Source organism: Amycolatopsis sp. MtRt-6 (assembly GCF_017308975.1).
Taxonomy (GTDB): Bacteria; Actinomycetota; Actinomycetes; order Mycobacteriales; family Pseudonocardiaceae; genus Amycolatopsis.
On sequence record NZ_JADWPD010000016.1, the window covers coordinates 112,399 to 125,982 of the forward strand.

The window sequence follows — 13,584 nt, forward strand, 5'->3', positions numbered from 1 at the left end:
AGCTGGGGACCCGGGGCCATGGCGTACAAAGGACGAAGAGGTGATGCCTGATGGTGTTGCGGCACGGGAAGCGGCGCCGGTGGGCGGTCGTCGCCGCCGTGGCCGCGGTGCTCGTCTCCGCGCCGTCGGTCGTCTCCGCGCTCGCGCCGGCCGGGGCGGCCGTCGATCCGGAGAAGCTGCGCGCCCTTGTGCTCGACTCCGCCGGAAAGCCGTACCAGGGTTACGCCGAAAGCGCCGGGTCGCTCGCCCTGCCGGAGCTGCCCAACCTCGCCGCCGTCACCGCGCTCTTCTCGATGCGGACGCCCATGCGAGCCTGGTACGCCGGGCCCGACCGGTACCGCGTCGACGTTCTCGGCACCGCCGGTGAGCACGACGTCTACCGGCTGCCCGACGGTGAATACACCTGGGACTACGGCGACAACACGCTGACCTCGCTGATCGGCGAGCCCGGGCTGCGGCTGCCGCGGGCCGGGGACCTGCTGCCGCCTGAGCTCGCGCGGCGGATCCTGCGCGCTGCGCAGGGCGATCCGGTGCGCGCGCTGCCCGGGCGGAACGTCGCCGGGGTCGCCGCGTCCGGCCTGCGGCTGGTCCCCGCCGATCCGGACACCACCGTGGGGCGCGTCGACGTCTGGGCGGACGCCGGCACCGGTGTCGCCGTGCGGGTCGAGGTCACCGCGCGCGGGCAGGAGGCGCCGATCCTGGTGACCGAGTTCCGGCAGCTCGAGCAGACGATGCCGGTCGTCGAGGCGCCGCGGCCGGTGCTCGGGTCCGGGTTCACCGTGGCGAGCGCCCCGGACGTCACCGACACGCTCGGCGCGTTCAGCCAGGTCACGCTGCCTTCGCAGCTCGCCGGGCGGCCGGTGGTGTCGTCGAACTTCGGGGGCGTGCAGGGTGCCGCGCTCTACGGGCGCGGGCTGGCCGCCTTCGCCGTCATCGCCGTGCCGCGGACCGTGGCCAACGCCGCGGGCGACGCCGCCGGGAAGGCCGGTGCGGTGCAGGTCAAGCTGGCCGCGGGCACCGTCGTGCAGCTGTCGATCACCCCGCTGTCCCTGGCCATCGTGCGGTCGTCGGTCTCCCGGCGCTCCTACCTGCTGGCCGGCACCGTGACGCCGGACGTGCTGAAGTCCGTGGCCGACGAGCTGTCCCGGCTGCGCCGGAGCGGCTCGTGATCGTCACGCGCGCGCTGACCAAGCGCTACGGCCGAACGGTCGCTGTCGACGCGGTCGACCTCGAAGTCCGCGAAGGCGACCGCTACGGCTTCCTCGGCCCCAACGGCTCGGGCAAGACCACGCTCGTCCGGATGCTGCTCGGCCTGGTCTACGCGACCGCCGGGGAGATCGAGGTGCTCGGGAAACCGGTGCCGAAGCGGGTCGCCGAGGTGCTGCCGGACGTCGGCGCGCTCGTCGAGGGCCCGGCCGCCTACCCGCACCTGTCCGGGCGCCGGAACCTGGCGCTGCTCGACGCCGCCGGTCGCGGTGGGGGCCGGCGCACCCGTCGCCGCCGCATCGACGAAGCCCTCGAACAGGTCGGGCTGGGCGGGGTCGACCAGCGGCCGGTGAAGGCGTACTCGCTCGGCATGCGGCAACGGCTCGGGCTGGCCGGCGCGCTGCTGCGGAAGCCGCGGCTGCTGGTCCTCGACGAGCCGACCAACGGGCTCGACCCGCAGGGCATCAAGGAGATTCGCGAGCTGCTGGTCGAGCTGAACGCGGGCGGCACCACGGTGTTCCTGTCGAGCCACCTGCTGGCCGAGGTGGAGCAGCTGTGCACGCGCGTCGGCGTCGTCGACCGCGGCCGGCTCGTGCTGGAGGACGACCTGGCGACGCTGCGGGCGGCCACCGGCCGGATCCTGGTCGGCACGCCGGATGCCGCCGAGGCGGCCGCGGTCCTCGACGGCCAGCTCGAAGCCCGCGACGGCGACCGGCTGGTCATCCGGCACGCCGATCCGGCGGCGCTGAACGCGCTGCTCGTCGAAGCGGGGGTGCGCGTGACGTCGATCCACGCCGAGCAGCGGACGCTGGAACAGGTCGTCCTCGCACTGACGGGCCCGGGTTCGGACCGGTTCGGAGCGGCGCGGTGATCGGCGTCGAGCTGCGGAAGCTCGTGCTGCGGCCGCGGGTGTGGTTCAGCGTGCTGCTGCTGTGCCTGCTGCCGGCGATCGTCGGCGTCTTCCTGGCGACGGCGGACTTCGCGCCGCCGCCGGGGCAGGGCGGGGCGTTCCTCTCGGCGGTGGTGAACGACGGCGCGTTGTACCCGGCGGCCGCGCTGGCGCTGGTGCTGCCGCTGTTCCTGCCGATCGCGGTCGCCGTCACCGCGGGCGACGCGATCGCGGGCGAGGCGGCCACCGGCACCCTGCGCTACCTGCTGGTGCGGCCGGTCGGCCGGACCCGGCTGCTGGGCGCCAAGATGGTCGCGCTCGCGGTGTACGTCACCGCGGCGATCGTCATCGTCGTGCTGACGTCGCTGGTGCTCGGCGTGATCCTGTTCGGCACCGGCGGCAACCCGGGCGTCGCCGGACCGGGCGGGCAGCCGACCGGCGTGACGTCGTTGTCGGGGCAGTCGCTCAGCTCGTCGGCGCTGGGCCTGCGGCTGCTGGGCGCGGTGTCCTACATCGTCGTGTCGATGCTCGGGTTCGCGGCGATCACCGTGTTCCTCTCGACGGTCTCCGACTCGGCGCTGGGGGCCGCGCTGGGCGGGCTGGCCGTGCTCATCACGAGCTCGGTGCTGGAGACGCTGGACGCGGCCGCGTCGGTGAAGCCCTACCTGCCGACGCACTACTGGCTGTCCTGGATCGACTTCTTCCGCGATCCGGTGCTGTGGCGCAACATCGACCACGGGCTGCTGCTGCAGGCCGGCTACATCGTGGTGTTCTTCGGGGCCGCGTGGGCGAACTTCGCGACGAAGGACGTCACGAGCTGAGGCACTCGGTGGGGGCTTCGAGCGGGGTGGTGCCGAGGGCCTGCAGGACGATCTCGGTGACGGCGGGATCGGTGGGCAGGTCGCCGTGGCCCGCCGCGTTGCCGGGGCAGACCTCCTGCAGCGAGACGTTGACGGCGCCGTCGAGCCGGGCGGTGTCCGGCGGGGTCACGGTCTCGTCGTTTTCCGTCCAAAGCGACAGCCACGGCAGGCCCGGCGGGAGTGGCTGCTTGGCCAGCTCCTGCAGGAGGCTGCTGCCCGGCGCCAGCTGGACGCACGCGGCGGGACAGCCGCCCGGCACCAGCGCGCCGCCCGCCGTGGCCAGGCCGGTGCCGTGCATCGGCGCGCCGAGCGTCACCACCCGGCGGACCTGGTGTTCGCCGCCGTCCCGGCCGACCCACAGCCGGGCCACGACACCGCCGGCGGAGTACCCCACGACGTCGACCGAAGGCGCGCCCTGTTCGTAGGCCTTCTCGACGGCTTCGGCGAGGACGGCGGCCTGTTCGACGAGGTCGCCGGTCCCGTCGCCGGCCAGGGTGAGGACTTCGGCCTGGCGGCCGGTGGCCTGCCGGATCCGCTCGGCGAGCGTTTCGAGGGCACCCCGGCCGCCGCCGTAGCCGGGGACGAGCAGGACGGGACCGGGCTTGTCCTGGTCCGGCGTCCCGGCCTCGGGCGCGGCCTTGGCCCCGGAACCGGCGATGACGGCGACGACGACCACGGCCACCACGCCGACGGCGACACTGCTCAGCATCAGCCGCCGTCGCGGGCTGAGCCCGCCCCACCAAGCCGTGATCCGCACAGGTCCATGATGACCCGGGCATCACCCGTGATCCAGCGGGCATCACGCGTGACCGGAGGGGCATCACGCGTGATTCCACGGGCATCGCGGTGATGCCCCGCCAATCACGCGTGATGCCTCCTCAGTCACGCGTGATGCCTCTTTGCGCACGGTTAGCCGGCGCCGTAGCAGACGTAACTCGCCGCTGCGGGGGAGTCCGGGAGGTCGGACTGGGCGTGGGCCAGGGCGGCGGCCGGGGTGAGGCCGGCCGCGAGGTGGCGGTGGTGGCGGAGCATCAGGGCGCGGCCGGCGTCGTCGGGGATCGGGAGGACCGTGGCGACCAGGCTCGTCGTGCCCAGCGCCAGCAGCGCCGAGGCCAGGCCCAGCAGTTCGTCGCCCGCGTGGATCGCCGACCGGCCCGAGTCGCAGCCCGACAGCACCACCTGACGCGGCGGGCGGGCCAGCCGCTCCAGGTCGTACACCGTCAGGGGACCGTCGGCGAGCCGGAGCGCCGAGAACAGCGGGTTGTCCGTGCGGAACACGCCGTGCGCCGCGAGGTGGCCGAGTGCCGCGCCGTCGAGGGCGGCGAGCACCGGCTCGACCCGCGCGGTGCGGCCGGTGAACCGCCGGGCACCCGGGTAGCGGCGGGCCAGCGCGGCGGCTTCCGCGGCGGCGTGCGGCAGCCCGGGACCGGCCACGACGACGTGGTCGCCACCGTCGGCGTGAGACGCGGTCGCCGCGCGGTGCCACAGCGCCGCCGACGGCGCCAGAGACACCGGACGTCCCCGGCAGCCCGGCAGCGCCGGCCACGGCAGTTCGTGCAGCCGCCCGGTCGGCACGATCACCAGCGGGCCGTCGCCCAGCGGGAGCGGGGCGAGCAGCAGGTCGTCGAGGCGGCGGGCGGTCCGCTCGGCGAGCCCGGCGAACGAACCCAGGCCGAACGCCGACCGCCGCAGCGCGAACCGCAGCTCGTCCAGGCGTTCCGCCGCCTCGGCCGCCGACCCCAGCTCGTGCCGCCGCAGCCGGCCGCCGGTGAGGACGAGCGCCGTCAGCCTGCCGTCCAGTTCGAGGTACTCCACGAGCGTGGCCGGGCCCAAAGCCGCGGCGAGTTCGGCGCGCGACGGAATGCGAGTGTCCGATGTGGACACAGTGGACACGGCGGACGCGTGCCGGGCGCGGTCGCGCACCGCCTTTTCCAGCCGGGCCTGCCGACGCAGCAGCGCCCGCGCGTCGCCGGCGCCGGTGGCCAGGTCGACGGCGGTCTGGCGCAGCGCGGCGAGGTCGGCGGCCAGCTCCTCGTCGTCCGGCGGCCGGGCGGGCCGCAGCCGCAGCGCGCCGGCGTGCCGCTGTTCCGCCCAGCGCAGCACGGCCGCCGGGTGCCCCGCTTCGACGGCCAGCCGCAGGCCCAGCCCGGTCAGCTCGCTCGCGTGGCCCGACGCGTGCGCGCGCAGCTCGCTCGCGCCCAGCCCGGCCCGGAACCGGTCGATCACCCGGACGCCGGCGCGCACGGCGGCGTCCGCGCCGCGGCGGTCGCCGTGGACCAGCCGCAGCACCGCCGTCGCGTGCCAGGCGCGGGCCCGCAGCTCGGCCGGCCCGTCGCGCCCCACCCGGCCGACGACCGTCAGCTCCGCCTCGGCGACCGACGGCCGGCCCAGCTCCAGCGCCAGCGACGCGACGATCAGGCGCGCGTCCAGGGCCGCGACCACCCAGCCCGCGTCGGTCAGCGCGGCCACCGTGCGCTGCCCGGACCGGAGCATCGCCGTCGTCCGGAGCCCGCTGTCGCGGCGGGCCCGCAGGGCCAGGTAACCGGCGAGCGCGGCCCAGCCCGGCCGGCGCTGCCGGGCCGCGGACCGCCGGGCGAGGGAGGCTTCGCGCAACGCCGTCGCGGGGTCGCCGTCGAGCAGCGCGACTTTCGCCAGCAGCAGCCGCGCCTGGACGAGGTCGACGGCGTTGCGCCGGCCTGCGTACGCCGCGACGGCGGCAGTAGCGGCTTCGCGCGCTTCGGCGATCAGCCGGACCGAGAGCAGCGTTTCGGCGCGTTCGATGGGCAGCAGCCCCGGGTCGGTGCCGGCCGCTTCGTAGCGCGACGCGGCTTCGTCGTAGGCGGCGAGGGCGGCCGGGACGTCGCCGCGGACGGTGGCGGCGAGGCCGCGGTTCTGCCACACCATCGCCGTCCGTCCGATGTGGCCGGTCGCGGCGAACCCGCGCTCGGCCCGGCGCAGGTCATCCTCGGCGCCCCGCCAGTCGCCGAGGCGGGCCAGCACGATGCTGCGGTTGGTGCGGATGGTCGCCTCGACGAGGTCGTCCCCGCCGGCCGCGCGCAGCGTGTCGAGCGCGCCCGCGAACTCCGTGGCGGCGTCACCGAACCGGCTGATTTCGGTGAGCACGACGGCCCGCTGCATGCGCAGCCGCGCGGCCGCCGTCCCGGTCAGCTCGGGCATCGCGCGGTCGAGCTCGCGCAGGGCTTCGGCCGTGCGCCCGGTCAGCGTCAGCACGTAGCCGAGCACACCGCGCGTCTGGGCGGCCCGCGCGCGCAGCCCGGCGCGGTCGGCCAGCCGGATGGCGGCGCGCAGCCGGGTTTCGGCGTCGGCGAGGCGGCCGGTGGAGACCCCGGCGAGGCCGAGCGCGTGCTCGGCGACCGCGGCGGCCTCGGCGTGGCCGTTCGCCTCCGCGAGCGCGGCCCCGGCCAGCGCCCGCGCCTTGGCGGGAGCGGTGAACGCGAGGTCCGCCGCGGCGACCGCCTTGGCCAGGGCGGTCGTCACCGCTTGTGCCCATTCCGGCTGGTGTGTATCAGATGGAGGGGTTCGGTGCTCGGGTTGCCGACCCGTTCACCCATGACCGGTCCCGGAGGGGGACACATGACGCGATACCGCCATCGAGCCGGCGAGCTGCTCGTCCATGCCGAAGATTGTGCCGCGATCCGCGCCGAGCTGGCAGGGTTCGGCTACCACCCGGCCGGGGGAGCGGGAGTCCTGCGCCGCTTCACCGGAACCCGGCCGGTCCCGGAGGTGCTCGCCGCCCTGCGCGGCCACGGTGCGAGCCCGAACCACCTCTTCGGGCTCGACCGCATCATCTGGGGCGACCTGCGCCCGCGGCCGACGGGCCTCGACCTGACCCCGGTGCCGGCAGCCGAGCGCATCGCGGTGCGGGCCGGGGTCATCGACACCGGGATCGTGCTCCGGGACGGGAAACCACACGACTTCCTCGGCAACCGCGTCTGTTACGACCCGGAGGACACCGTCCGGGTCGTCCGCGGCGAAGACGGGAACCCGGTCGGCTCCGCCGGGCACGGGACCTTCGTCGCGGGGGTGGTGCTGAAGCAGGCGGGGCCGGACGTGGGGGTCCGGATGAAGGGCGTGATCGACGAGCAGCGCGGCGAGGCCGAAGACCTCGCGGTGGCGAACGCCATCGACGACCTCCGCGAGGAGGGCGTCACGCTGATCAACCTGTCCTTCTCGGGCCAGACCTTCGAAGACCAGCCGCCGAAGGCGATCGAAGCCGCGCTGCGGCGGCTTTCCCCGGACACCGTCGTCGTCGCCTCCGCCGGGAACCGGGGGATGCGGCAGCGGGTCTTCCCGGCCGGGATCAAGCTGGCGCCCACGGTGCCCGGGCAGGTCGACGACAAGCACGCGCTGGTGCTGCCGGTCGGCTCGGCCGACGCCTCGCGTACCCCGCGCGTCGCGGACTTCAGCAACTTCGGGCCGTGGATCGCGGCCTACGCCGACGGGGTCGACGTGGTCGGCCCGTACTTCCACCCGGGCTACCCGGCGCAGCCGCCGGACGAAAAGCCCAGGTTCAACGGGTACGCGGTCTGGAGCGGCACTTCGTTCTCGGCCGCGATCGTCACCGGCCGGATCGCGGCGGTCATGGCGACCGGCAAGAGCGCCCGGGACGCGGCAGGCGAAGTGCTCACCGCCGCCGACCCGCTGACCGTCTTCGACGTGAACGGCAGCAGCGAAGTGCCGCGCGTCCAGGAGAGCTAGAGGCTCGCCCAGCCGGTGGTGACCGTCGTGCCGTCCGCGGCGGTCACCGTCACCCGGGTCGCTCCCCGCGGCAGCCCGGTCGCCGTGAACCAGCCCTCCGGGCCGATCGGGCGCGTGTGCCGCTCGCCCGCCACCTCGATCACCGCCTCGCCCGTCGCGCCGGTGATCAGGCCGCGCAGCGCGACGCGGCCGCGCGCGTACTCCACCTGCAGCTCCACGGACACCCGCGACGCCTCGAACGACAGCAGCCGGACGTCCTCGCCCCCCGCGCGGACCGCGCCGGCTTCCGCCAGGTCCGAATCGAAGGCCAGGTCCGCCAGCTCGGCGTCGAGGTCGCGGGTGGTCAGCGCGGCGCGGGCCTGGCGCAGCACGAGGTCCGGCACCGGGTCCGCCGCCGCCGCGGCCGCGCGCAGGACGTCCATGAGCTCGTCGTCGGCGGTCATGTCCGGTCCTCCGTTCCGAGCCCGGCCTGGCTCGCCCGCTCGCGCAGCCGGCCGAGGCAGCGCTGCCGGGTCGGGCCGATGCTGCCGACCGGCATGTCGAGGGCGGCCGCCACCTCCGCGTAGGACGGCGGGGGCGTGGCCATGAGCACGCGCAGCAGCCGGCGGCACTGGTCGGACAGCTTGTCGAGCGCCCGCCAGAGCGCGGCGTCGCGCTCGCCGAGCAGCACGGCCGCGTCGACGGGCGGGTCCGGGGCCGGCTCGCTCTGCCAGACCTGGTCGTCGGTCGGGCGTTCGCGGCCGGTGCGGCGGAGCTGGCGGAGGCACTCGTGCCGGGTGGTGGTGGCCAGCCAGCCGGGCAGCCGCTCCGGGTCCTTGATCCGGCCGAGGTTTTCGACGAGCTTCAGCCACGTCGTCTGGACGACGTCGGCCGCGTCGGCGTCGGAGAGCCGGTGGGCGCGGGCAACCGACCAGAGCAGGCTGGCGTACCGGTCGACCAGGGCGTCCCACGCCGCCTGGTCGCCGCGCGCGGCCGCCTCGAGCAGGGTCGTGGTGTCCACTTCACCTCCGCTTGACCCACTCAGCCTAGCCAACAGCAGCCCTTCGGACCCGTACGCCATCGGGGGACTCCTTCACGTCTTCCCCCGCTCAGCCGATCCGGTGAAGGGCCGGGAAATACCTGAACCGGCCCCGCGGCGGCCGTCGTGTGCCCGGTGGGAGTGGTGGAGATGGGTCGGGGTGAGCCGGTCATGCGGTCTTTCGTGGTTGCCGTCCTCGTGGTGGAACTGGTGGCGTGCGAGCAGCCGGTGGAGGTGACGGGCCGGGCGGTGCCGGTGCCGGTGAGCACCGGCGCGCCCCCGGGCGAGCTGCTCGGGGACACCCCGGTGGCACCGGTCGTCGTGAAGCTCTAGTTGAACGGATCCAGCGTCAGGTAGGCCGTCGCGGGGTTGCCGTCGTGGACCAGGGATTCGTGCTGGCCGACGTCGTCGAACGCGAAGGCGTACGCCTTGCCGTCGGCCATCCGCGCGTGGATCTCGCGCGCGTAGTGGTTGGTGACAGCGTCCTGGTAGAAGCCCGCGGAGCTGGTGTCCGGCTGGTTCGCGTTGGTCAGCAGCGTCGAACGGTTGAAGCCCGCGCAGAGCGTGCGCGAGATCTGGCCGCGGACGTCGTTCGGCGCGTCGAGGTTCTTGTAGCAGCCGAAGACGCTGTCGGAGTCCGGCTTCTGGAACGCCGTCACGAACCCGCCGGAGGTGTTCGTGAAGTTCATCGTGTTGCCGGAGACGCGGCCGTAGTACTTCACGTTCGGCTGGTCGGCCACCGGCGTCACGGTCAGCGTCGACGAGCTGTACTTCGTCCAGACGCGGTCGATGTAGTCCTGCAGCGCGGTCGCGGGCAGCGCGCCCGCTTCGATGCCGTGGCTCGGGGCCAGCGCGCGCAGGACCGTGCCGTCGGAGCGCGTCCGGACCAGGTTGGCCCAGCCGCCCGGCCGTCCGCGCAGCGCGGTGTAGAAACCGTTGTAGCCGCCCGGTTTCAGGTGCCCGGTGCTCCTCGTGGTGCCGCCGGCGGGCTGGACGCCGACGGCGTACGGCGCGGAGAACATGTCCACCTGCGTGCTGTTGATCCAGAGACCGCCGTCGTTGAGCGTGTACTCCGACCAATTGAAGAGGATGTCGACGTTCGGGTCCGACGGGTTCTGGATCGCCGGCTGCACCAGGCCGCCGGGGGCCAGCTTGAAGACCAGCTTCTGCCCGTAGGAGAAGTAGATCCGGCCGGAGAACTTCGGGATCCGGATGGTGATCGACTGGCCGTTGGCCGGGCCGGGGATGGCCGCGTCGGGCGCCGGGACCGGCGGGATCGCGCCGGCGGGCCAGGCGTGGAACCCGCCGTTCGCGTCCGCCCAGCCCTGTTGCCCGGTCGCCAGGTTCGTCCCGAGGTCGTAGAGGTAGACGGGATCGCTGCGGCCGGAGTTGTTGGTGATCTTCAGGGGAATCGTGGCCGGTACCGCTTCGGCGGCGGGGGCGGTCGCGGTGACCACCGCGAAAGCCGCGGCCAAGACCGCAAGCCGTTTCCGGACGGACGTCTTCGTGCGCACGGGCGCCTCCTCGTTGAGGCCGATGATCGCAAGTTGTTCAGACCATTTCAGACTCGGTGGCCCGGTGAGGAGTTGTCAAAGGCTGATAATTATCAGCCCCCGTCCGGAGCAACGCCGGCCGCTGGGCGGCCACTACGGCGGCGAGCACGATCGCGGCGCCCAGCAGCTGCCAGGGCGTCAGCCGCTGGCCGAGCGCGAGCCAGCCGAGCAGGGTGGCGACGACCGGGCTCAGCAGCCCGAGGAACGTCACGTGGGTTGCCGACAGGGCGCGGATGCCGCGGAACCACAGGGCGTAGGCGAGTGCGGCGCCGATCAGCGCGAGGTAGGCGTAGCCGGCGAGGTTCGCGCCGGACAGCGACGCGGGCGGCGCGCCTTCGACGGCCAGCGCGACCGGGACGAGCACCAGCCCGCCCGCGACGAGCTGCCAGCCGGTCGTGGCCAGCAGGGGAGCGGGGGACGTCCAGCGCTTGCTCAGCACGACGCCGGTGGCCATCACGACCGCCCCGCCGGCCGCGGCGGCGACGCCGATCGCGTCGAGGCGTGCGCTCGACTGGAGGACCAGCAGGCTGACGCCGGCGACCCCGGCGACGCCCGCGAGCACGGTGCGCCGGGTCAGGCGTTCGCCGAGCAGACCGGTGGACAGGCCGGCGACCAGCAGCGGCTGCAGGGCGCCGAGGGTGGCGGCGACCCCGCCGGGCAGCCGGTAGGCGGCGACGAACAGCAGGGCGAGGAAGGCGCCGATGTTCAGCGTGCCGAGCACGAGCGACCGCCACCACCAGTCGCCCTTCGGCAGCCGCCGGGTGAGCGCGACCAGCAGCAGGCCGGCGGGCAGCGCCCGGATGACGGCGGCGAGCAGCGGGCGGTCGGGCGGCAGGAACTCGGTGGTGACGAGGTAGGTGGTGCCCCAGATGGCCGGGGCGAGGGCGGTGAGGAGGAGCTGTTTGTTTAGCACTAAGGCAGATTAGCTCAGCGCTAAGGTAAATGGCTAGTGCTCACTTACCGCTAAGGCATCCGTTACGCTGTGCCGATGGCCGACCACGTGGACCGGGTACTGGCGCAGTGGCACGCCGAGCGCCCCGACCTCGACGTGTCCCCGATGGCGGTGATCGGCCGCCTGTCCCGGCTGAGCGCCCTGGTCGACGCGGAGCTGCGCCGCACGTTCGCCCGCCACGGCCTGGACCGCGCGACCTTCGACGTGCTGGCGACCCTGCGCCGCAGCGGCCCGCCTTACCGGCTCACGCCGACGGAGCTGATGCGGTCGGCGATGGTGACGTCCGGGGCGATCACCCAGCGGCTCGACAAGATGGAGGCGCGGGGGCTGGTGGAGCGCACGCCGAACGAGGCCGACGGCCGGGGGGTCCGGGTGCGGCTCACCGAGGCCGGCGGGGAGCTGATCGACCGCGCGCTGCCGGACCACGTGGAGACCGAGCACCGCATCCTGGCGGCATTGGACGCCGGGGAGCGGGACGAGCTGGCGGCGACGTTGCGCACGCTCCTGGAGAGCCTCGGCGGCGCCGGGTCCTGAAGCGCCCCAATGTGGCCTTGGTTGCGCTCAACGCACCGAAGGCCGCCTTGGTTGCGTTGAACGCACCGAAGGCCACATTGGGGCGCTTGGGTGGCTAGGAGATCCGGCGGGCCGGCTCGCTCCCCAGCAGCGAATCCAGGTCGATCCGGCCGCCCGCCGCGGCGAGGACCGCGTCGATCGCCAGGTCCACGTCCAGCTTGCGGCCGTGCTGGTCGGCGTAGGCGCGCATCAGGTTGCCGATGTGCCGCTCCGGGTTGCGCCACGACGGCCAGCGCAGCGACGCCTGCTTCGCCAGCTTCGCGAAGTTCGACTGGCGCGTGGTCGCCTCCAGCAGCCACTCCAGGTAGACGCGCATCGCGTGGAACGCCGTGTGGCCCGGCGTCGCCACCGGGCCGTGGCCGGGCACCAGGGTGCGGGGCCGGAACGTGTCCTGCAGCCAGTGCAGCGCGTCGAGCCAGCCGGGGATCGAGCCGTGGACCGCCATCGGCGTGTCGCCGATGTACACCAGGTCGCCGGTGAACAGCGTGCCCGATCGCGGCTCGTGCACCACCAGGTCGCCCGCCGTGTGCGCGGTGCCCGGCACCGCCACGACGTCGACCGCCGCGCCGCCCAGGTCCAGCTCGTGCCGGCCCGTCACCGGGCGGACCGCTTCCGGCGCGGGCGGCTCCAGCGCGCCCCAGCGGGTGTAGGTGAAGACGTTGCCGTACGTCTGGGGGCCGGCCTTGACCTGGTCGAGGCTGCCCGGCGCGGCCAGCGCCGACCCGCCGTCGCGCAGGGCGACGCCGAGGCCGTTGTGGTGCTCGCCGTGCGCGTGCGTGATGACGACCGTGAGCTCCTGCTCGCCCGCGTACTTGCGGACGTCGCGCAGCAGCTCCAGGGTCGCCTGCTCGGTGCCGCACGTGTCGATCAGCGCGACGCCCTCGGCGCCCTGGATCCAGCCGCTGTTCGCGACGAACCACTCGGCCGGGCTCTTCACGTACGCCACCACGCCGGGCCGCGCGTGCCGGAGCGGGACGATGTTCGATCTGACGGCCGGCATGGCTTCCTCCCCTGAACGGACGATGCGGTTAACGACGGTGGCGCGGTCAGGTTGCGCGAATTCTCCGGAATGTGCCCGGTCAATTTCGGTCGGCCGACCGGTCGAGAATTTTTCGGATTTCCCCCGGTTCCAGGTCTTGACAGTCGATCACGTCCGTCCATACTGGTATATACCTTTATGGGAGGGTCCGGGAGAAAATCCAGGGGGACTTCGCGCTCGTGGGCCGACGGAAGGTCTGAGGGGTCCTTCCGTCGGCCGCGCGAAGGCCGGTCACCGGCAGTGTTGACACAGATACTGGTACGAACCAGTATGTCCCCTGCCGTCCGGGAGGAGAACTATGGCGGGGGCACACGTCCGGATCGACAACCGGCTGATCCACGGGCAGGTCACCGTCGCGTGGACCCGCCGCCTCGGCGTGCGCCGGCTGATCGTCTGCAACGACGACGTCGCCGCCGACGACCTGCAGCGGATGCTGCTCCCGCAGGCCGCCCGCGGGCTGCCCACCGACGTGCTCACCGTCGAAGCCACGCTGGCCGCCGAGGCCGGCGCCGGCGCCATGATCATCGCCAAGCACCCGGACGACGTCTTCCGCCTCGTCGAGGGCGGGCTGCGGCCCGAGGTCGTCAACGTCGGCAACGTGGCCCCCCGGCCGGGTGATTCCTACACCATGGTCACCCGTTCGGTCGCGGTCACCGCGGACGAGGCCGACGCCTACCGCAAGCTGGTCGTCGCGGGTGTCCCGCTGGTCACACAGCTGCTGCCGCAGGACAAGCCCGCCGAGTTCGTCCCGCTGCTCGACCGGAAAGGGCTTTAG

14 protein-coding genes are annotated in these 13,584 nt (G+C 73.9%); 7 read left to right on the top strand and 7 right to left on the bottom strand.

What is annotated here, in order from left to right; translation table 11 throughout:
- The first annotated feature begins 50 nt into the window (after nucleotides 1-50).
- Genes I4Q55_RS26010 through I4Q55_RS26020 form a run of 3 tightly spaced genes read left to right on the top strand, consistent with a single transcriptional unit; the run spans nucleotide 51 to nucleotide 2,916 of the window.
- Nucleotides 51-1,169 (top strand): hypothetical protein, encoded by a 1,119-nt coding sequence (locus I4Q55_RS26010; RefSeq protein ID WP_206791231.1) that lies wholly within the window; start codon nucleotides 51-53, stop codon nucleotides 1,167-1,169.
- Nucleotides 1,166-2,077 (top strand): ABC transporter ATP-binding protein, encoded by a 912-nt coding sequence (locus I4Q55_RS26015; RefSeq protein ID WP_206791233.1) that lies wholly within the window; start codon nucleotides 1,166-1,168, stop codon nucleotides 2,075-2,077. Before I4Q55_RS26010 ends, I4Q55_RS26015 begins: the two co-directional genes overlap by 4 nt.
- Nucleotides 2,074-2,916: an ABC transporter permease gene (locus I4Q55_RS26020; protein ID WP_206791234.1), complete on the top strand. Its 843-nt coding sequence runs from the start codon at nucleotides 2,074-2,076 to the stop codon at nucleotides 2,914-2,916. Before I4Q55_RS26015 ends, I4Q55_RS26020 begins: the two co-directional genes overlap by 4 nt.
- Here the strand turns inward: I4Q55_RS26020 and I4Q55_RS26025 are convergent.
- Both I4Q55_RS26025 and I4Q55_RS26030 read right to left on the bottom strand, forming a co-directional pair.
- Nucleotides 2,906-3,712, bottom strand: coding sequence for a lipase (locus I4Q55_RS26025; RefSeq protein WP_307793304.1), 807 nt, complete (start codon nucleotides 3,710-3,712; stop codon nucleotides 2,906-2,908). The two genes, I4Q55_RS26020 and I4Q55_RS26025, sit on opposite strands and share 11 nt — an antisense overlap.
- A 152-nt stretch (nucleotides 3,713-3,864) precedes the next feature.
- Entirely contained in the window at nucleotides 3,865-6,453 is a 2,589-nt protein-coding gene (locus I4Q55_RS26030; RefSeq protein WP_206791235.1) for a CHAT domain-containing protein, read from the bottom strand.
- Nucleotides 6,454-6,549: 96 nt separating this feature from the next.
- On the opposite strand from I4Q55_RS26030, the gene I4Q55_RS26035 reads away from it, so the two are divergent.
- Nucleotides 6,550-7,674: a S8/S53 family peptidase gene (locus I4Q55_RS26035; protein WP_206791236.1), complete on the top strand. Its 1,125-nt coding sequence runs from the start codon at nucleotides 6,550-6,552 to the stop codon at nucleotides 7,672-7,674.
- Here I4Q55_RS26035 and I4Q55_RS26040 read toward each other — a convergent pair.
- Together I4Q55_RS26040 and I4Q55_RS26045 are read right to left on the bottom strand one after the other, a co-directional pair.
- Nucleotides 7,671-8,117, bottom strand: a complete 447-nt coding sequence (locus I4Q55_RS26040) for a hypothetical protein (RefSeq protein WP_206791237.1) — start codon at nucleotides 8,115-8,117, stop codon at nucleotides 7,671-7,673. The two genes, I4Q55_RS26035 and I4Q55_RS26040, sit on opposite strands and share 4 nt — an antisense overlap.
- On the bottom strand, nucleotides 8,114-8,674 hold the full coding sequence (locus I4Q55_RS26045) for an RNA polymerase sigma factor (protein ID WP_206791238.1): 561 nt from the start codon (nucleotides 8,672-8,674) through the stop codon (nucleotides 8,114-8,116). The genes I4Q55_RS26040 and I4Q55_RS26045 overlap by 4 nt, the downstream gene beginning before the upstream one ends.
- 189 nt (nucleotides 8,675-8,863) lie before the next feature.
- Between I4Q55_RS26045 and I4Q55_RS26050 the strand changes: the two genes are divergently transcribed.
- On the top strand, nucleotides 8,864-9,025 hold the full coding sequence (locus I4Q55_RS26050) for a hypothetical protein (RefSeq protein ID WP_242546738.1): 162 nt from the start codon (nucleotides 8,864-8,866) through the stop codon (nucleotides 9,023-9,025).
- Here the strand turns inward: I4Q55_RS26050 and I4Q55_RS26055 are convergent.
- Nucleotides 9,022-10,206 (bottom strand): glycoside hydrolase family 64 protein, encoded by a 1,185-nt coding sequence (locus I4Q55_RS26055; protein ID WP_206791240.1) that lies wholly within the window; start codon nucleotides 10,204-10,206, stop codon nucleotides 9,022-9,024. The genes I4Q55_RS26050 and I4Q55_RS26055 overlap by 4 nt on opposite strands.
- A gap of 37 nt (nucleotides 10,207-10,243) precedes the next feature.
- Nucleotides 10,244-11,158 (bottom strand): EamA family transporter, encoded by a 915-nt coding sequence (locus I4Q55_RS50630; protein WP_206791242.1) that lies wholly within the window; start codon nucleotides 11,156-11,158, stop codon nucleotides 10,244-10,246.
- A 75-nt stretch (nucleotides 11,159-11,233) separates the two neighbouring features.
- Here I4Q55_RS50630 and I4Q55_RS26065 point away from each other — a divergent pair, with 75 nt between their 5' ends.
- Nucleotides 11,234-11,731 (top strand): MarR family winged helix-turn-helix transcriptional regulator, encoded by a 498-nt coding sequence (locus I4Q55_RS26065; protein ID WP_206791243.1) that lies wholly within the window; start codon nucleotides 11,234-11,236, stop codon nucleotides 11,729-11,731.
- Nucleotides 11,732-11,825: 94 nt separating this feature from the next.
- Here the strand turns inward: I4Q55_RS26065 and I4Q55_RS26070 are convergent, their stop codons facing one another.
- On the bottom strand, nucleotides 11,826-12,770 hold the full coding sequence (locus I4Q55_RS26070) for an MBL fold metallo-hydrolase (protein ID WP_206791244.1): 945 nt from the start codon (nucleotides 12,768-12,770) through the stop codon (nucleotides 11,826-11,828).
- A 337-nt stretch (nucleotides 12,771-13,107) separates the two neighbouring features.
- On the opposite strand from I4Q55_RS26070, the gene I4Q55_RS26075 reads away from it, so the two are divergent.
- A complete protein-coding gene (locus I4Q55_RS26075; protein WP_206791245.1) occupies nucleotides 13,108-13,584 on the top strand; it encodes a PTS sugar transporter subunit IIB in 477 nt (158 codons plus the stop codon).